The sequence below is a fragment of the Gordonia sp. 852002-10350_SCH5691597 genome (assembly GCF_001665715.1).
Lineage (GTDB): Bacteria > Actinomycetota > Actinomycetes > Mycobacteriales > Mycobacteriaceae > Gordonia > Gordonia sputi.
In genome coordinates, this window is sequence record NZ_LZMO01000116.1 from 1 (window position 1) to 18,028 (window position 18,028).

Below are 18,028 nucleotides of genomic sequence, written 5' to 3' on the forward strand. Positions count from 1 at the left end.
CGGCGAGCACTACGCCGACATCCCCGTCGAACGCATCCTCGAGGTCGCCGAGGTCTCCCGATCAACGTTCTATCAGTGGTTTCCCGACAAGACCGCGCTCATTCTGCAACTCACCACTCCACTGCTCGCCGAGTTCGTGGCGACGGCGGACCGCTACTGGAAGGAACCGTCGCAGGCACGTCCGGAGGCGCTCGCCGACGTCATCGTCGAACTCTTCGCGTCCGCCCGCCGCTACCGCGTGATCTGGCGTGCGTATCTGGAGACGACGAGCACCGACACCCGCTTGGGCGACAACTTTCGACGAGGCCTGCAGAACTACACGGCCGATATCGCCGAACGAATCCGTACCGAGCAGGCCGCTGGAATCGCGTCCCCCGACATCGAGCCCGATCAGACGGCGCGATTCATCGTGGTGGGTATGCAGGCAGGCTTCTCCGACGTCATGCAACTCGCCGACGACGGCTACGACCGCGCGTTCGCCTCGGCCATGGCTCGATCGTTCTGGCTCACCATGTACGGCGACGGCACCGCACAAAAAAGCCTCCCACCTGCGTAAACAGGTGGGAGGCTTTCGTGGAGCTGCCGGGAATTGAACCCGGGTCCTCCGTCGCTTCGGTAGGGCTTCTCCGTGTGCAGTCCGCTATATCTCTACTCGGATCTCTCGGTCACGCGAACAAGCCGAGATGACGATCCCAGTCGCTGTGAGATGTCCCGTTCACTCCCGCGACCAGAGTGGACAGTGAGCTCCCTGAGATGATGCCGGCACCGGGCAAGGGAGCAAAACCCGGGCCAACAGACACGCAGTCGCTGTCAGGCAGCGAGTGCGTAGTCGCGCTGATTCTTATCGGCGCTTAATTGGTTGCCGCGACGCTTAACGGTGGTCTCTGGCCTGCACCGACACGCTTCCCCCACCTCGACGCACGTAGTCGAAACCGATCAGCCCCGAGATGGTTCCACCGGAAACCGGCGGAAGCTCCACTATAACAACCCACGGCACGCGGTTCATTCCCTTTTCTGTTCGGCCCTGATCACTGCCGCGCGCCGCCCATCTGTCACGCGCCGAGCGCCGGTCCGATGACCCGCCAACTGTCACGCATCTCAGTGGCGAATAACGACCATGTGTGCGCGCCCTGATCGAACACACGGTACGTGTGCGGTATCCCCGCCCCATTGAGAGCGGCGGCCATCTGGTCGGTACACCAATGTGTCCCCATCTCCACCTCGGCGGGTCCGGCCAGCAACGACGGTGCGCCGAGGGGAGCACCGTCGGTTCGTCCCGGCAACCCCGACGCCGCGCCCAGATAAATTGCCTTTCCCCGCAGTCGTGCAGGATTCCGCGAAGGATCGTGATCGACCCACGCGGGCGATCCGGGAGGTCCGAACATGTTCAGCGCGTTGCCACCGCCTATCGATGTCGTGGCGAAGACGCCTGCGGTCGCGGGCGGCGCACTGATGGCAGGGCAACCGCTGTACGACGCCGCCGCGCGATAGAGCGATCCACCCCGGCCGGCGATGTCGAGCGCGGGACCACCGGAGAGGGACAGACCGGCGATCGCGTTGCGGCCGTTCGCGCGCAGTGGGCCTGCGATGGCACCTGGCAGTTCCCGCAGCAGGTAGGTCTCCCACTTGTTGACGCCGAGCGCGGGGTCCGGCCGCTGCCAGTCGGCATACCAGGCGTACGGCCCACCCAGCGGCGACACCACTGTCACGTTCTTGCCGGCGAAGAACGATCGGTGGTCGGTTTGCTTGAGCCAACTATCACCCTCGACGCCGCCCGACCGTCCATTGAGCAGATAGAAGACCGGCGCCGAGCCCTCGCCTCGCGGTCGCAATACCTGATTGGGGATCACCTTGCCCATCGACGGCGAGTACACGTAGACGATCGACAGTTGGTCGTCGACCCGGTCGATACGCACCACCGCCGCCGACGCAGGAGCCGCGACCGCGGTACCTGTGAACACCGCTGCCACGGTCGCCAAGACAACGGCCAGCGACGTGGCGACGATCGACGCACCGCGCCGACACCGCCTCGACGCCTCCAACGGTCGCAGCATCCGTGACGACTGTGACGCCTGTGGCTGATGTTCCGGCTGCGGTAGTCCTCTCATGATCACCCGGCATGTCTACCCACACTCACAGCAACCTTCCAGACTCGGCGCGCCGCTCATCGTCAGTCGAAACTAGATCGCAACGCAAACGACCGTCCCGAGATACCCCCGAGTCGTCGACGTGACCCGGCGACGGTCGCACTCAGCGAATCTCGAGGACAGCCGTGTCGTGCACGCCTACCGGCACCGACAACTCACCGTGCTGCGCCGTGAACGACCGCCCGGTCCACGCGTCGACACCGGTGACCGACGCATCACCCACGAGTCCGACGCTCCCCAACGACACCGACAGCGTCCGAGCATGATCGGAACGGTTGGTGAGCGAAATGACCAGACCCTTGTCGCCGATCGCGCGCGACCACACCTCGGGATCGTCGTCGACCATCGCGCCTGCGACGACTCGCGAATCCTGGTCGATCGCGATGATCGCCGCGTTGCGCAACATGTCGAGCGTCTCCTGCGACATGTTCGTCAGGTCGTTGCCCGCGATGAGAGGCGCAGCCATCATCGACCACATCGACATCTGCGTACGCTGCTCCGCCGCTGTGAGACCAGATGATCCGACGACGAGCATGTCCGAGTCGATGAACGACCCCGGTTTCACCCGCGCGGTCAGCGGCCCGGCGGCGTCGACGATGTTGACGATGCCCTGATACCCCGACGGTCCATTTGCGGTCGACCACGCGGGCGTGACGTCGTTGGTCACACGGGTCGTCGTTGCCGTTCCGCCCCAATCGAATTGGGCACCGGGTACCGATCCGGCGACGCCACTGTTGGGATTGATCGCAAACACGATGCGACGGCCTGTGTCGCGCAACGCATTTCGCATCGCTGTGAACGACGAGACCTGATCGTCGTGGGACGTATTCGACGAACACCAGTCGTACTTGAGATAGTCGACGCCCCACCCGGCGAACGTCTGAGCGTCGATCACCTCGTGACCACCGCTGCCCGTCGCCCCTGGATACGTGCCCTGATACTGCGTGCAGGTCTTGTCCCGCGCGCCGGAGTAGATACCGAAGAGCAGGCCCCGCTCATGAAGGTAGACACCGAGTGCGGCCATCCCGGAAGAGAATCGCACCGGATCAGCCTGCAGCCTGCCCGAGGCGTCGCGCTGTGGCGCGGCCCAGCAGTCGTCGACGATCACATACTTGTAGCCGGCATCGCGCAGCCCCGACGACACGAGCGCGTCAGCCTGCGCACGGACGATCTGCTCGGTGATCCCGCATCCGAAAGTGTTCCAACTGTTCCACCCCATCGGGGGAACCGCCGCAAGCCCGGGAATCGCGGGCCCATCACCGCCGATCCGACCCTCCTGCTGCGGCGTACACGCGACAGCCGCCAACGCGGCGATCACCGCCACCAGGGCGGCAACCACCGAGAAACGTGTTCGACGATACGACGACGTCGTGGTCACATGCCCTTGACCCGACGACCCAGCTCGCGTTCGACCTCACGCTGCGCGGTGCGTCGAGCAATGTCGTGGCGTTTGTCGTGCGCCTGCTTACCGCGAGCAAGTGCCAACTCGACCTTGACCTTGCCGTCGTTGAAATAGAGCGACAAAGGCACCAAGGTCAGGTTGCCGTCGCGGATCTTGCCGATCAGATTGTCGATCTCGCTCCGATGCATGAGCAGCTTGCGCTTACGCAGCGGTGTGTGGTTTGTCCACGAACCGCGACCGTACTCGGCGATGTTCAGGCCACGCAGCCACACCTCGCCGTCGTCGATGGTGGCGAATGCGTCGACCAACGACGCCTTGCCCTCCCGAAGACTCTTGACCTCGGTCCCAACCAGAGCGACACCGGCCTCGTAGGTGTCCAGGATGGCGTAGTTATGGCGAGCCTTACGGTTCGACGCAATCACATTGCGCCCCTTCTCCTTCGCCATTACTCATGCCTTTCTGTGCATTTGTTCGTCGGCCAGCTCTCGCTCCGAGCCTCCTCGCTACGCTCCGCAACTACTCACGAACATAGACACGCAGCGTGACATATGCCGTCGCGCCTGCCAACACAATTCCGACAAGGATCAGCCACGGCGACACGAACAGCACGTCGCCCGCGGTGATCCTGGCCAGGATGTTGACGCCGTAGAGGTCGTTCAACGCCTTGTCGAAGAAGAACACCTTCGCCGCGAAAAGGCCGCCGATCGCCAGCAGCGAACCGATGAAGGCCGAGAACACGGCCTCCAACAGGAACGGTAGCTGCGTGTACCAGCGGGTCGCACCGACCAACCGCATGATCGACACTTCCGTCCGGCGGGTGAACGCCGCAACCTGAACCGTGTTGACGATCAACAGGATCGCCGCCACCGCAAGGACCGCGGCCACCGCGAACGCCGCGTTGCGCACCCCGTCGAGCACGCTGAAGATACGATTCACCAACTCTCGCTGATCTAGAACGCCGTCGACGCCGAGATCCTTCCGGTCGGCATACTTGTCGAGCACCGCGCCGAACTGGTTGGCATCACTCATCCGAACCTTGAGCGACGCGGGGTTGGCGTCGGGCGAGATCATGTCGGCGATCTCCGGTGCGCTCTGCTCGAACGCCGCTTTCGCCGCCTTGTACGCGTCAGCCTTGCTGACGTAGGTCACCGAGCCGACGCCCGGCTCGTTCTCGAGGTCGGTGCGCAGCGTCGAACACGGTGCTTTCTGGCAATCCGGGTCGGCCGCACTGACGTCGTCGTTGATGTAGAACTGCATCTCGACACGGTCGAGGAAGATCTTCTGACTCTTGTTCGCCATCTGGATGACCAACAATCCGCCACCGAGCATGCCGAGAGTGATGGCAGTGGTGAGGATCATCGCGACCGTCATCGTGACGTTGCGGCGGAGACCGTTGAAGACCTCGCTGATGATGAAGTTCGCTCGCATGCTGGTGCTACACGTCCTTTGGTCTGTGGAGTACGCGGGCTGGTGGTACGCGGACTGAGGTGCGTCGACATGGGCGGTTGCGCGCGATCGCACTCACCCGAATCGACGGTCAGCCGATGCCGTACACGCCCTGTGCGTCGTTGCGGACGAGTCTGCCGTTGTCGAACTCGAGTACCCGACGTCGCATCGCGTCGACGATGTGCCGATCGTGCGTTGCCATGACGACGGTTGTTCCGCGCCGGTTGACGCGGTCGAGCACGTCGACGATCTCCTCGCTGGTCTCCGGATCGAGGTTGCCCGTGGGCTCGTCGGCGAGCAGGACCAGTGGTCGGTTGACGATCGCGCGCGCGATGGCGACACGCTGCATCTCACCGCCCGACAGCTCGTAGGGCATACGGTCCTGCTTGCCCTCGAGACCCACGTACTCGAGGACCTCCGGCACCACACGGCGAATGGTCGACGGCTGCTTGCCGATCACCTCGAGCGCGAACGCCACGTTGTCGGCCACCGACTTCTGCTGCAGCAACCGGAAGTCCTGGAACACACATCCGATGGATTGCCGCAGCTTGGGTACCGTGCGTCCGCGAAGGCGGTTCACGTGGAAGTCGCCGACGTACACCTCACCCTTCGTCGGCCGATCCTCTTTGAGCAGCAGCCGGAAGAACGTCGACTTGCCAGAACCAGAGGGGCCGATGAGGAACGCGAACTCGCCCTTGTCGACCTCGAGATCGAGGTCGGTGAGGGCGGGTCGGCTGGATGCCTTGTACTTCATCGTCACGTTCTCCAGCTTGATCACGACAACAGAGTGTAACGGTGACGCCTGAGAGGTCTGTTCAGGTGCGCACCCGCGCGCCGACCCGCCCGGTCAGCGCGACGGGACTGCCGTCGTCGTCTCCTGCTGGTTGTTCCGGTTGTTGAAGAAGTCCGAGAAGCCGTTGCCACCGGTCGTGGTCGGTTGCCCACTCTGGGTGCCCGGAACGGCACCTCCCTGACCGGGCTGTTCGCTCGGATTCTCCGACTCGCCCGAGATGCCCGACGGCTCCGACGTCGAGGGATACGACGAAGACGGCGTGGAGTACGTGGTCTCCGGAGTCGTCTCGACCGAGGTGCGGTGATGAGTCGGCGGGGGGGCGGGAGCGTCGACGATTCCGTATCGCTGCGAGGTGTAGCCGTAGACAATGACGCACACGATGAAGAGCACCGACACGATCGCCGTACTGGTCCGGACCCGGGTGTGCGGAATGTGGTGCCAGTCGCGTCGGTGGCGCAGACTGTGTGGATCGCCGATCTCGTCCGAGCGCGGCCCCGGGGCCACCGTGCGATCTGCGTCCAAGTCGCTTTTCGCGTCGCCGTTGCCGTTGGCGTCTTCCTGCTTGTCGGCTGCGGCTTCTGCCTGCTCGATCTTGGCGACGACCGCCTCGGCCGCTGCCTTCGCGGCCGCGTCGTCGGAGCGACTCGCGGCGTGGTCGGGACCGTCGTGACGATGAACCATCACTTGTCGCCCCCCGACGACGCTTGTGCGTCGGCCTCGGCATGACCGCTCGGCGGCGCTGACCCGGCCTGCACCTCTTTACCGGAAGCGACGTTGATACCGCGGCGAGCAAGCGCGCGCACAATCCATGCGCGCAGCGCGCGACTGACCTCGAACTGTTTACCCGGAAGGGTCCTGGTCACCATTCGGACGGTCATCGAATCGAGCTCGAGGTTTGTCACACCGAGCGGCGATGGCGCGTCGAGAAGCAGGTCGTGCCAGTACGGATCGTTGTAGAACCGCTGGCCTACCTCGGAGAGAACCTCGTTGACCACCCCGATGTCGGAGTCGGCGGGAACAGGAACGTCGACAACGGCCCTCGCCCAATCCTTCGAGCGGTTGGTGGTCTTGATGACCTGGCCGTTGGGAACGGTGATGACCTCACCCTCGGACGTGCGCAGGCGCGTGATGCGCAAGGTCACGTCCTCGACGGTTCCCTCGGCTTCACCGTTGCCGGTGACGGTCAAAGCCACGACGTCGCCGTATCCGTACTGCCGTTCGGCGACCACGAAGAATCCCGCGAGGATGTCTTGGACCACCCGCTGGGCGCCGAAACCGAGCGCGGCACCGACCACGGCAGTCGGGCCGACCAATCCTGACAGCGGCACCTTGAACACGGTCAGAATGTGCAGGAACACGATGATGCCGACGACGACGACGAGCGTCCACGACACCACATCGATCATCGCGCGACGGTGTTTGGAGTCCTCGCTCTGCACGATCAGATCACTGTCGTGGAATCGGGCCTCGATGCGGTCGTTGAACTTCTGCGCCGACCAGCGGATGAATCGAACGACGAGGATGCCGCCGAGGATCCAGATCACGATCTCGAGGCCGTTGGTGGCCATCCACCGATAGAAGCGCCCGATCACCGACTCCGTCGCACCGGGCGCGAAGGCAAGAGTGGTGAAATCGGCCCGCGCGAGCACCGACGAACCTGCCTGCGCGAAGACCTCACGCATCGGCATCGGCCATCCGCCAGCGGATGCCGGCTTCGATGAACTCGTCGATGTCGCCGTCGAGAACCGTCGTCGGGTTGTTGTTTTCGACGTTGGTCCGCAGGTCCTTGACCATCTGATAGGGGTGCAGCACGTAGGAGCGCATCTGGTTGCCCCAGCTCGATCCGCCGTCGCCCTTCAGCGCGTCGAGCTCAGCGCGCTCCTCCTGCTGTTTGCGAGCGAGGAGCTTGGCCTGCAACACCCGCATCGCCGACGCCTTGTTCTGCAGCTGACTCTTCTCGTTCTGGCAGGTCACGACGATACCGGTCGGGATGTGGGTCAACCGGACCGCGGAGTCGGTGGTGTTCACCGACTGACCGCCCGGACCCGACGACCGGTAGACGTCGACCTTCACGTCGTTCTCGTCGACGTCGATGTGGTCGGTGGTCTCGACGACGGGCAGTACCTCGACCTCGGCGAACGAGGTTTGGCGACGACCCTGGTTGTCGAACGGGCTGATGCGGACCAACCGGTGCGTGCCCTGCTCCACCGACAGCGTGCCGTACATGTAGGGCGACTTGACCGCGAACGTCGCCGACTTCAGACCCGCTTCTTCCGCGTAGGAGGTGTCGTAGACCTCGACGCCGTAGCCGTGCTTTTCCGCCCAGCGGACGTACATGCGCATCAGCATCTGCGCCCAGTCGGCGGCGTCGACACCACCCGCACCCGACCTGATGTTGACCACGGCGTCGCGGGAGTCGTACTCGCCGGCGAGCATGGTCTTGACCTCCATCGCCTGGATGTCGCTGCGCAGGGACTCGCGCTCGGCGTCGGCATCGGCAAGCGCAGATGTGCGTGCCTCACCCTCTTCGGACTCCGCGAGTTCGTAGTGGACGGGCATGTCGTCGAGTCGCTGCCGCAACTCGGTGACGCGACGCAGCTCCGCCTGGGCGTGCGAGAGTTCGCTCGTCACCTTCTGCGCGTGGTCTTGGTCGTTCCACAGATCAGGGTCGGACGCCTGCATCTCGAGCTCGTCGATCCTCCGACGCAACTCCTCGACGTCGAGGACTTTCTCGACGGTCGTCAGGGTCGAGTCAAGGGATTCGAGATCGGTTGCTACGTCAGGATGCACGGTTTACCAGGGTACCGACTGCTGATCGCCGATGTGCCCCCACTCCTCACGCCGACGGCGGTACCGAGGGCGGGGCGTCGGGAGCCTGCATAGGAGGCAGTTGGCCGAAACTCCACGTCGTCGCGGTCTTGCCCGGTTTGTAGACGACGGCATGCTCGGAACCGATCTGCGGCCACGGCTCGCCCACGGCGAGGATCATCGTTCCGTACACCTCGGTCGGGCTGGTTCCCGGACCGTTGATCGTTCCGGAGATGGTGCAGAACGCTTGCCCCTTGCTGTCCGGCTCGCCTTGATCACTCACGCCGGTGACCGTCAGGGTCCCCTGCGCGTAGCCCGCCGTGTTGCCACCGAATCCGCCGATTCGCTGTCCGCGAAAACGCATGATCATCGCGATCACGGCGACGACGAGCAAAATGACGAGAATGACGGTCAACATGGCCTCAACCCTACCGACCCGACCGGGCATTTCGGGCGGAGAGCGCAGCGTCGACCGTCATCGCGGCCGCCATCCTCTACAGTTTTCGCAACGCAGCCAAGCGTTACGCTGACCGGGTGCTTCCGACGCCCGATTCCGACGCCACCGCCGACCTCGATTTCGCGCTCTCTCTCGCAGAGTCCGCCGATGCGCTGACGATGGGGCGCTTCGGCGCGATCGACCTCGAGGTCGACGCCAAACCCGACCTCACCCCGGTCTCCGACGCCGACCTCGCCTGCGAGCAGATGATCCGCGAACGTCTCGCGGCCGTGTTCCCCGACGACGAGGTCCTCGGTGAAGAGTTCGGCGGCGACGCGATCCTGACCGGTCGGCAATGGGTCGTCGACCCCATCGATGGCACCAAGAACTTCGTGCGCGGCCTCCCGATCTGGGCCACGCTGATCGCTTTGCTGGTCGACGGCGTGCCGGTGGTCGGCGTGGTGTCGGCGCCTGCGTTGAGCCGCCGGTGGTGGGCCGCCGCCGGCCACGGGGCGTTTGTCGCGTTCGACCACGGCGACGCGCGCCAGATGACGGTCTCGCAGGTCGCCGACCTCGCGTCGTCGAGCCTGACCTTCTCGAGCCTGTCCGGCTGGGCCGACCGCGGCGTCCGCGACAAGTTCATCGACCTCACCGACCGTGTCTGGCGAGTGCGCGGTTACGGCGACTTCCTCAACTACTGCCTCGTCGCCGAGGGCGCGGTCGACATCGCGGCAGAACCCGAGGTGTCGCTGTGGGATCTCGCCCCGCTCGACGTGCTGGTGCGCGAAGCCGGCGGGCGCTTCACCTCGCTCGACGGCTCCCCCGGCCCCGGCGGCGGCAGCGCGGTCGCCACCAACGGACTCCTTCACGACGAGGTGCTCACCGCCCTCGAGGGGTAACCGCAGCGCCGCGCCCGACCTACCTGCCCGCTCGGATAGTCCCTGCGCAATCCCGGCGTGGCGACCGGCGACAGCTCCTAGCGTGTGCGTCTGAGACCCACCGCTGTCTGCAGACCCCCACGTCTTCAGACCCGACGCTCCAGGAGATTCGCGATGCCCGGCTTCCCCGCACTGACCCACGTGGCCATCACCGTCACCGACCTCGACGCCAGCACTCGTTGGTACTCGGCTCTGTTCGACGCCGCGCCAGTGCTCGACGAGGATGAGGAGTCGGGCGAGTTCCACCACGCGGTGTTCGCACTCGATGGCGGAACCCTCTTCGGACTGCACACTCACACCGGCTCGGCGGCGTCGGGAAGCTTCGACGAACACCGGACGGGACTCGACCACGTCGCCTTCGCCGTCAGGGGTGAGGAGCTCGACGGCTGGTTGGCACGCTTGGACGAACTCGGGGTCGCGCACAGCGATATCAAGCGGGCGCACTATGGGTCCGGCATCTCGTTCCGAGACCCCGACAACATCGCGCTGGAGTTCTTCGCACCTCCTGCATGAGCTGAAACAGCTTCGTCAAACCTGCGTTCCCGACTCCTCATCGAGCACGACGAATTCGGTGCCGGGATCCTTCATCTCGGTCAGCCGCGAGTAGTGAACACCGGTACCCGCGTCGGAGAGCACAGCCTGGTGGATCGGGACGGCAACCCGCGGCGCCATCGCGCGCAGGTAGTCGACCGACTCGCTGAGTTTCATCCACGGCGCCGCCGACGGCAGCGCGAGCACGTCGATCTGCTCGAACGGAATGTAGAACGAATCACCGGGATGCATGAAACGCCCTGGAGCCGTTGATGTTCCGAGCACATACGCAACGTTGTCGACGACGGGGATCTCGGGGTGGATCACGGCGTGACGCCCTCCGGTGAATCGCGCGGTCACCGCGCCGACACCGACCTGGCCGCCCGCGAGTGCCGCAGTCCACTCCCCTGCCGCATCGTCGGAGTTGAGTTGTGCGGCGGTCTGCGGGTCGGCGATACGGATCGCCTGAGGGTTCTCACCGACCAGATTCGGCAGCCGCGCGACGTCGCAGTGATCAGGATGTTGATGGGTGATCAGGATCGCGTCGAGTCCGGTCAGCCCTTCGAAGCCGTGCGCAAGGGTGCCCGGGTCGAAGAGGATACGAGTCCCCTCCAATTCGACGAGCATGCAGGAATGGCCGAAGTGGGTGATCTCCATGCGTCCACTGTGCTCTCCCGCACGGGTTTACGCATTGGTCCAGCCGAACCCCGGATCACACAACCGCTGGGAACACACCCCAGCCCGCAGCAGCGTCGACGATGCGAGCGACGCCGTAGACCAGCCACAACCCGAGCACCACCACCAACACCGGCAGCGCTCGACGTAGCCGGAGCCGCTTCAACGCTCCCGGACCTGCGACGAGACACCAGACTCCGGCGGCGACGGCGATCACGGTCGCCACCAGCGTCAACGGTCCGAATACGTTGTAGGTGAACGCCCCGCCCACGTCGCCATGCATGAGGTGCACCCAACTGCGCGTCAGTCCGCACCCCGGACACGGCAGGCCCGTGAGCGCGCGGAAGACACAGAGGTCGCGGCCGTGATCAACCGATCCCAGCGGCCACACGATCGCGGTGAGCAGCGCTGCCCCACCGACCGCGACCACCATCGCCGGTCCGACCCGTCGGCCACCCGCACCCGACGGTGCCGCTGTGTATGGACCCGGGAGGTCGGTGCGATCGGTTGACACGTGACCAGCCTAAACCGGCGATGAGAACACGACGTTCGACGAGCGCGTGACAATCTCCTTACCGAGTAGTAAGGTTTGTACTTACTACCGAGTAAGATACTGCTCACGCGCAGTCCAAGCACCCGTGCGAAGAGAAATGGTTGTCATGACGACTCACACCGAACCCCGCGACACCTCTGCGGTCGGCAAGAACCCGCACAAGCGCAATGCCATCGGCACCGCGATGCGTGTGCTCACGACGGTCACCGGCTCCGACTTCGCGGAGAAGTACCAGATCCGTGAGCCCATCAACCGAATCGCCTACCAGGCGACCAAGACCGGCTTCCAGACCCTCGGCGCAGCCAACCGCGCGTTCAAGAAGGTGCAGGGCGGCTCGGGTGGCGCGGCACGACTGAGCACCACACCGAAGGACTACTTCAACCTCAACCCCGACGACGAGCAGCAGATGATCGCCGAAACGGTGAAGGAATTCGCCGAGGAGATCCTGCGCCCCGCAGCCTACGATGCCGACGCCGCCGCGAGCGCACCTGAAGACATCGTCAAGCGCTCCGCCGAACTCGGCATCACGATGATCAACGTGCCCGAGCAGTTCGACGGCGCGGCGTCCGAGCGTGGCGTCGTCACCAACGCCCTGGTTGCCGAGGCAATGGCTTACGGCGACATGGGACTAGCCCTTCCGCTCCTCGCACCGAGCGGCGTCGCCACCACCCTCACCAACTTCGGTAGCGACAGTCAGCAGAAGACCTACCTGCCCGACTTCGCAGGCGAGAACGTGCCGCAGTCGTCCGTCGTCATCGCGGAGCCGCGCGCTCTGTTCGACGCATTCTCGTTGCAGACCAAGGCAACTCGGGTGCCGAGCGGCTACCGACTCAACGGCGTGAAGTCGTTCGTGCCCGCTGCGGGATCGTCGGAACTGTTCATCGTCGGAGCCCAGCTCGACGGCCGGCCCGCGCTGTTCATCGTCGAATCCGATTCCGAGGGACTGATCGTCGAGGCAGATCCGGGCATGGGTGTGCGCGCCGCGGGCATGGGTCGCCTACTGCTGCAAGACGTTGCCGTCCCCGAGAGCGCGCTCCTCGGCGAAGAGACCGGCGAGGCAGCCCTCGCGGCCTACCGCGACGTCGTACGTCTGTCGCGCCTCGGTTGGTCGGCGCTTGCCGCCGGAACCGGCAGGGCCGTCCTCGACTACGTGATCCCCTACGTCAACGAGCGTGAGGCATTCGGCGAGCCGATCTCCAACCGTCAGGCCGTCGCCTTCATGGTTGCCAACATCGCCACCGAACTCGACGGCATCCGCCTGGTCACACTGCGCGGCGCATCGCGGGCCGAGCAGGGTCTGTCGTTTGCCCGCGAATCGGCACTCTCACGCAAGCTGACCATCGACAAGGGACTACAGATCGGACTCGACGGCGTGCAGTTGCTCGGTGGCCACGGCTTCACCAAGGAGCACCCGGTCGAGCGTTGGTACCGCGACCTGCGCGGCGCAGGCATCGGCGAGGGCATCGTCGTCCTCTGACGGCGACTTCTTCCGACGACGAGACCCACCGAGAAAGCAACTGACATGGCAATCAATCTGGAACTCCCCCGGAAGCTGAACACCACGATCGACCAGGCCCACCAGGCCGCGGCCGAGATCTTCCGCCCCATCTCGCGCAAGTACGACCTCGCCGAGCACTCCTACCCGGTCGAACTCGACACTCTCGCAAGCCTGTACGACGGTCTCGCCGAGACCGGTCAGGCCGGTGCCGGTGCCGACGGCGGACGAAGCCAGGAGAAGAAGGCCAAGCCGGAGCGCGAGGGCGCGAATATCAACGGCGGCAACATGCAGTCGGTGATGAACGTCATCGAAACATGCTGGGGCGACGTCGGTTTGACGTTGTCGATGCCGTACCAGGGACTGGGCAACTCGGCCATCGCCGCTGTCGCGACCGACGAGCAGCTCAAGCGCTTCGGCAAGGTGTGGGCCGCCATGGCCATCACCGAGCCCAGCTTCGGCTCCGATTCGGCCGCGGTGACCGCCACCGCCACACTCGACGGCGACGAGTACGTCATCAACGGCGAGAAGATCTTCGTGACGTCCGGTTCGCGCGCCACCCACATCGTGGTGTGGGCCAGCGTCGACCGCAGCCTCGGGCGTGCGGCCATCAAGAGCTTCGTGGTGCCGCGTGAGCATCCGGGCGTCGAGGTGGTGCGGCTCGAGCACAAGCTCGGTATCCGCGTCTCCGACACCGCGGTGATCCGCTTCGAGAATTGCCGCATCCCCAAGGAGAATCTGCTCGGTAGCCCCGAGGTGGATACGAAAAAGGGTTTCGGCGGGGTGATGCAGACCTTCGACAACACCCGCCCACTCGTCGCGGGTATGGCCATCGGTGTAGCGCGCGCCGCCCTGGAGGAGTTGCGTCGCATCCTCGAGGAGGCGGGCATCGAGATCGATTACGACAAGCCTGCCGAGAACCAGCATGCCGCCGCTGCCGAGTTCATCCGGATGGAGTCCGACTTCGAGGCCTCCTACCTGATGACGATCCGCGCCACGTGGATGGCCGACAACAAGGAACCCAACTCGCTGCAGGCGTCGATGGCCAAGGCCAAGGCCGGCCGCACCGTCACCGACGTCACCAACAAGGCCGTCGAACTGACTGGCACGCTTGGGTATTCGGAGCGGCTGCTACTCGAGAAGTGGGCCCGCGACTCGAAGATCCTCGACATCTTCGAGGGCACCCAGCAGATCCAGCAGCTCATCATCGCGCGCCGCGTGTTGAACAAGAGCAGCGCAGAACTCAAGTGAGACACTGAGTCTCGACGAGTCACGAGCCCTGCGGCGCCACGGTGCCGCAGGGCTCGACTCTTTCCCGGCCCCTCACACAGCCCACGCGAGCGCGAGCCCGACGGCGCAGGCCGCAGTGGCCGCCGCCACCGAGCCCACCGCGTTGCACAGCGCGAGCCCACCGGCGCGCCGCTCGGCCAGACGCACCGTCTCGACGCTCGCCGTGCTGAAAGTCGTGTAGCCGCCGCAGAATCCGGTGCCCACGATGGCCTGCAGCTCACTCGGCGCCCCGTGGTAGATCACCAGCCCCGCGAGCACACCCAACAGCAACGAGCCGGACACGTTGATGATCAACGTCGCCCACGGGAACGTCGTGTTCCGCCACCGCTTGATCGCACCATCGACGACGAACCGCGCCACGGCCCCGAGCGCACCCGCGAGGAGTATCGCCAGCACCGTCACGACACACCGCCTCGTCGCACCGCACGTCGTCGACCCGCGGTTCCCGCCACGACGATGCCCGCCCAGGCGCCGAGCACACCGAGCACGACGCTGACCACCGCATACGCGATCGCCACCCCGGGAGCGCCGTGATCGCCGAGTTGGGTGGTCTCGAGCGCGAACGTGGAATACGTCGTGAAGGCCCCGCAGAGGCCGGTGCCCGCAAAGACACGCACAGTGCGACGCCAGCCGTCGTCGGGGCCCGCGAGCGCCAAGAACTCCAGCAACGCGCCGAGCACGAACGCGCCGCTGACATTGATCGCGAACGTCGCCCACGGCCATCCCGTGCCGACCGTGGGAAATGCCTCCTCGATCACGTAGCGCAGACCAGTTCCGCAGATCCCGCCGAGGAAGACCAGTGCGATCGCTCCGAACTGCAGGTGCAGAGGCCGGTCGGCCGGCGCGTCGGGATCTATCGAGCCGTCGCCCCTGGGCGCGAAGTCCGCGATGTCACTGTCCGATCTGTTGCGCGAGTCGCGCCAGGACGTTCGGATCCTCGATGGTCGACGGCACGGCGTACTCCTGATGATCGGCGATCTGCCGCATGGTCTTTCGCAGAATCTTGCCCGACCGTGTCTTCGGTAGCGCGGCAACCACGGTCACGTCGCGGAACGTCGCCACCGGCCCGATCTCGTCGCGGACCTTCGCGATCAGTTCGTCACGCAGCGTGTCGGGTTCGATCTCGACACCCGACTTGAGCACGACGTAGCCACTCGGACGCTGACCCTTGAGGTCGTCGTGGATGCCGATCACGGCGCATTCGGCGACCGCGGGATGCGACGCCACGACGGCCTCGATGCTTCCGGTCGACAGTCGGTGCCCGGCGACGTTGATCACGTCGTCGGATCGTCCGAGGATGAAGATGTAGCCGTCGTGATCGATGTATCCGGAGTCGCCGGTCAGGTAGTAGCCGGGGAAGGCGTTGAGATACGAACTGCGATAACGCTCTTCGTCGCCCCACAGTCCGGTCAGTGTGCCCGGTGGCAACGGCAGTGCGATCACGATATTGCCTTCGACGCCCGCATCGACGACGTTCCCCTCGGCGTCGACGACACCGACTCCGAAGCCCGGGACGGCGACGGTCGCCGATCCCGCCTTGACCGGCATCGGTTGCAGCCCACGCAGATTGGCCGCGATCGCCCATCCGGTCTCGGTCTGCCACCAATGGTCGATCACCGGCACACCGAGCACGTTCGACGACCAGGCGAGCGTGTCGGGGTCGAGCCGCTCACCCGCGACGAAGAGCGAGCGGAGTGACGAGATGTCGTACTGATCAAGAAGTCTCGCGTCCGGGTCGGTCTTGCGGATCGCCCGGATCGCGGTCGGCGCGGTGAACAGCGCCTTGACCCGGTGCTCGGCGATGACTCGCCAGAAGGCTCCCGCATCAGGTGTGCCAACCGGTTTGCCCTCGTACATCACCGTCGTCGCGCCGACGAGCAGCGGCGCGTAGACGATGTACGAGTGGCCGACAACCCACCCGACGTCCGACGCCGTCCACCAGATGTCGCCCGCACCGATGTCGTAGATGTTCGCCATCGACCAGGTCAGTGCGACAGCGTGCCCGCCGTTGTCGCGCACAACGCCTTTGGGCTTTCCCGTGGTACCCGACGTATACAGGATGTAGAGCGGGTCGGTCGCCGCGACGTCGACGGCTTCGGTGAGACCTGCCGTCTCCATCTCGGCATCCCAATCGAGCCAGTCGCGCCCTTCATTACTCGACGAGCCCCCTTCATTGCTGGACGAGCCATGGTCGGCGGCAGAACCCGCCACCTGCGGGCGATCCTTCACGATGACCGTCGAGACAGCGCTGTCGGAGAGGTCAAGGGCGCTTGCCACCATCGGCAGATACTCGACGCTGCGTCCCGGCTCGAGGCCGCCCGATGCGGTCACGATCGCAACCGGCTCGGCGTCGTCGATGCGTGTGGCGAGTTCGGGGGCGGCAAAGCCGCCGAACACCACCGAATGCACTGCACCGAGCCGCGCGCAGGCGAGCATGGCGATCGCTGCCTCGGGGATCATCGGCATGTAGATGATGACCCGGTCGCCGCGAGAGACACCCCGGCGGCGCAGCACGTCGGCGAATCGCGAGACCTCCACCAGCAGCTCGGCGTAGGTGTACTCGCGGATCTCGTCGACCATCGCGGAGTCCCAGATCAGGGCGAGACGGTCACCGTGCCCCGCGGCGACGTGCCGGTCCAGCGCGTTGTAACAGGTGTTGAGCCGACCGTCGGGGAACCAGCGATACATCGGCGCTGTCGAATCGTCGAGTGCCACGGTTGGCGGAACCGACCATTCGACGTCGGCTGCTGCCTGCAGCCAAAAGTTCTCCCTATCGTCGACGCTGCGCGCGAACGTGTCGTCGTAGCTCGCCATCGAACGCTCTTCTCGTCGCTCAGTCCAGGTACTTTTCGACGACATCGGCCGGCCTGGTTGCCGCAGCGTCAGGGTCCTGGCCTGCGTCCCGTTTGGCCTGACGCTGCCGCAAGAGATCCCAGGCCTGATCGAGAGACACCTCGACCTGCGACAGACGCGAGTTCTCCTCGTCGGGCGTGATGTCGCCGCGGCCCACCTTGGCGCGTAGTTCGTGCTCCTCGGCGATGAGGTCGTTGATGTGTTCGTGGATTTGCTTATCGGTCGCCATGACCCCCACGTTAGTCCCGACGATGCGACACGAGCCGCAAATTCAGACCGCGCCCTCGAATGCCGACACGATCTCCGACGAGATGCGACCGCGGTTGCTGATCTCGTAACCGTTCTCGCGTGCCCAGGCGCGGATAGCCTGCGTCCTGGGGTGCGCCCGCTTGGACGGGTGCCCGTTGCCCGAACCATCCGCAACGCGAGAAATTGCAAGATACTTCTGAAGCGATTGTGCGAATTCCTTCGCATGCGCAGGTGACGTGTCGAACTCGTACTGTTTTCCGTTCAGGCCGAAAACCACGGTCACCGCTTCGTCCAATTCAGAACCGTCGAGATCGTCGACGAACTTGACTATCTTCTTTGTCGCCATTCCGGCGTCCCCTCCCTCGTAATCGCTGAAATCCGACAACCCCGGCAGCTATCCCTCCTGGCGCGA

General features: G+C 65.1%; 21 protein-coding genes and 1 other RNA gene. 5 read left to right on the plus strand and 17 right to left on the minus strand.

Annotated elements, in window-relative coordinates; translation table 11 throughout:
* Window positions 1–556, plus strand: a 556-nt coding sequence (locus A5777_RS25005) for a TetR/AcrR family transcriptional regulator (RefSeq protein ID WP_064862379.1), incomplete at its 5' end; no start/stop codon positions are given.
* A 15-nt stretch (window positions 557–571) separates the two neighbouring features.
* Here A5777_RS25005 and ssrA read toward each other — a convergent pair.
* The 10 genes from ssrA to A5777_RS08890 form a co-directional block, all read right to left on the minus strand.
* Window positions 572–944: a transfer-messenger RNA gene (gene ssrA / locus A5777_RS08845) on the minus strand.
* A 108-nt stretch (window positions 945–1,052) separates the two neighbouring features.
* Window positions 1,053–2,054 carry an alpha/beta hydrolase gene (locus A5777_RS08850; protein ID WP_064862380.1) on the minus strand — a complete coding sequence of 334 codons (1,002 nt, stop codon included), beginning with the start codon at window positions 2,052–2,054 and terminating at the stop codon, window positions 1,053–1,055.
* Window positions 2,055–2,250: 196 nt separating this feature from the next.
* Window positions 2,251–3,471 (minus strand): glycoside hydrolase family 27 protein, encoded by a 1,221-nt coding sequence (locus A5777_RS08855; RefSeq protein WP_197501403.1) that lies wholly within the window; start codon window positions 3,469–3,471, stop codon window positions 2,251–2,253.
* 50 nt (window positions 3,472–3,521) lie between these two features.
* Window positions 3,522–3,995, minus strand: a complete 474-nt coding sequence (gene smpB / locus A5777_RS08860; protein ID WP_064862382.1) for an SsrA-binding protein SmpB — start codon at window positions 3,993–3,995, stop codon at window positions 3,522–3,524.
* A gap of 70 nt (window positions 3,996–4,065) precedes the next feature.
* Window positions 4,066–4,977: a permease-like cell division protein FtsX gene (ftsX, locus tag A5777_RS08865; RefSeq protein WP_064862383.1), complete on the minus strand. Its 912-nt coding sequence runs from the start codon at window positions 4,975–4,977 to the stop codon at window positions 4,066–4,068.
* A gap of 109 nt (window positions 4,978–5,086) precedes the next feature.
* Window positions 5,087–5,773 carry a cell division ATP-binding protein FtsE gene (gene ftsE / locus A5777_RS08870; protein WP_064862384.1) on the minus strand — a complete coding sequence of 229 codons (687 nt, stop codon included), beginning with the start codon at window positions 5,771–5,773 and terminating at the stop codon, window positions 5,087–5,089.
* A gap of 69 nt (window positions 5,774–5,842) precedes the next feature.
* A complete protein-coding gene (locus tag A5777_RS08875) occupies window positions 5,843–6,469 on the minus strand; it encodes a hypothetical protein (protein WP_064862385.1) in 627 nt (208 codons plus the stop codon).
* A complete protein-coding gene (locus tag A5777_RS08880; protein ID WP_064862395.1) occupies window positions 6,469–7,470 on the minus strand; it encodes a mechanosensitive ion channel family protein in 1,002 nt (333 codons plus the stop codon). Before A5777_RS08880 ends, A5777_RS08875 begins: the two co-directional genes overlap by 1 nt.
* Window positions 7,463–8,578 (minus strand): peptide chain release factor 2, encoded by a 1,116-nt coding sequence (gene prfB / locus A5777_RS08885; protein WP_064862386.1) that lies wholly within the window; start codon window positions 8,576–8,578, stop codon window positions 7,463–7,465. The genes A5777_RS08880 and prfB overlap by 8 nt, the downstream gene beginning before the upstream one ends.
* A 46-nt stretch (window positions 8,579–8,624) precedes the next feature.
* Window positions 8,625–9,014: a hypothetical protein gene (locus A5777_RS08890; protein WP_064862396.1), complete on the minus strand. Its 390-nt coding sequence runs from the start codon at window positions 9,012–9,014 to the stop codon at window positions 8,625–8,627.
* A gap of 116 nt (window positions 9,015–9,130) precedes the next feature.
* Between A5777_RS08890 and hisN the strand changes: the two genes are divergently transcribed.
* Both hisN and A5777_RS08900 read left to right on the plus strand, forming a co-directional pair.
* Window positions 9,131–9,931: a histidinol-phosphatase gene (hisN, locus tag A5777_RS08895; protein ID WP_064862387.1), complete on the plus strand. Its 801-nt coding sequence runs from the start codon at window positions 9,131–9,133 to the stop codon at window positions 9,929–9,931.
* 153 nt (window positions 9,932–10,084) lie between these two features.
* Complete coding sequence (locus A5777_RS08900; protein ID WP_064862388.1) at window positions 10,085–10,483, plus strand: VOC family protein; 399 nt, start codon at window positions 10,085–10,087, stop codon at window positions 10,481–10,483.
* A gap of 15 nt (window positions 10,484–10,498) precedes the next feature.
* Here A5777_RS08900 and A5777_RS08905 read toward each other — a convergent pair whose 3' ends face one another.
* Together A5777_RS08905 and A5777_RS08910 are read right to left on the minus strand one after the other, a co-directional pair.
* Window positions 10,499–11,158, minus strand: coding sequence for an MBL fold metallo-hydrolase (locus A5777_RS08905; protein ID WP_005203599.1), 660 nt, complete (start codon window positions 11,156–11,158; stop codon window positions 10,499–10,501).
* 55 nt (window positions 11,159–11,213) lie between these two features.
* A complete protein-coding gene (locus tag A5777_RS08910) occupies window positions 11,214–11,690 on the minus strand; it encodes a DUF2752 domain-containing protein (RefSeq protein ID WP_005203602.1) in 477 nt (158 codons plus the stop codon).
* A gap of 145 nt (window positions 11,691–11,835) precedes the next feature.
* On the opposite strand from A5777_RS08910, the gene A5777_RS08915 reads away from it, so the two are divergent.
* Both A5777_RS08915 and A5777_RS08920 read left to right on the plus strand, forming a co-directional pair.
* Window positions 11,836–13,206, plus strand: a complete 1,371-nt coding sequence (locus tag A5777_RS08915) for an acyl-CoA dehydrogenase family protein (protein WP_064862389.1) — start codon at window positions 11,836–11,838, stop codon at window positions 13,204–13,206.
* A 45-nt stretch (window positions 13,207–13,251) separates the two neighbouring features.
* Window positions 13,252–14,475: an acyl-CoA dehydrogenase family protein gene (locus A5777_RS08920; protein ID WP_064862390.1), complete on the plus strand. Its 1,224-nt coding sequence runs from the start codon at window positions 13,252–13,254 to the stop codon at window positions 14,473–14,475.
* 72 nt (window positions 14,476–14,547) lie between these two features.
* On the opposite strand, the gene crcB (A5777_RS08925) is transcribed toward A5777_RS08920, so the two are convergent.
* Genes crcB (A5777_RS08925) through A5777_RS08945 form a run of 5 tightly spaced genes read right to left on the minus strand, consistent with a single transcriptional unit; the run spans window position 14,548 to window position 17,962 of the window.
* Window positions 14,548–14,916: a fluoride efflux transporter CrcB gene (crcB, locus tag A5777_RS08925; RefSeq protein ID WP_064862391.1), complete on the minus strand. Its 369-nt coding sequence runs from the start codon at window positions 14,914–14,916 to the stop codon at window positions 14,548–14,550.
* Entirely contained in the window at window positions 14,913–15,404 is a 492-nt protein-coding gene (crcB, locus tag A5777_RS08930) for a fluoride efflux transporter CrcB (RefSeq protein ID WP_064862397.1), read from the minus strand. Before crcB (A5777_RS08930) ends, crcB (A5777_RS08925) begins: the two co-directional genes overlap by 4 nt.
* Before the next feature lies 1 nt (window position 15,405).
* The gene (locus tag A5777_RS08935; protein ID WP_082933602.1) at window positions 15,406–17,373 is read right to left on the minus strand and encodes a propionyl-CoA synthetase; all 1,968 of its coding nucleotides are present in this window, start codon (window positions 17,371–17,373) and stop codon (window positions 15,406–15,408) included.
* A complete protein-coding gene (locus tag A5777_RS08940; protein WP_064862393.1) occupies window positions 17,348–17,596 on the minus strand; it encodes a DUF2630 family protein in 249 nt (82 codons plus the stop codon). The genes A5777_RS08935 and A5777_RS08940 overlap by 26 nt, the downstream gene beginning before the upstream one ends.
* Before the next feature lie 42 nt (window positions 17,597–17,638).
* A complete protein-coding gene (locus A5777_RS08945) occupies window positions 17,639–17,962 on the minus strand; it encodes a histone-like nucleoid-structuring protein Lsr2 (RefSeq protein WP_064862394.1) in 324 nt (107 codons plus the stop codon).
* Window positions 17,963–18,028 lie beyond the last annotated feature (66 nt).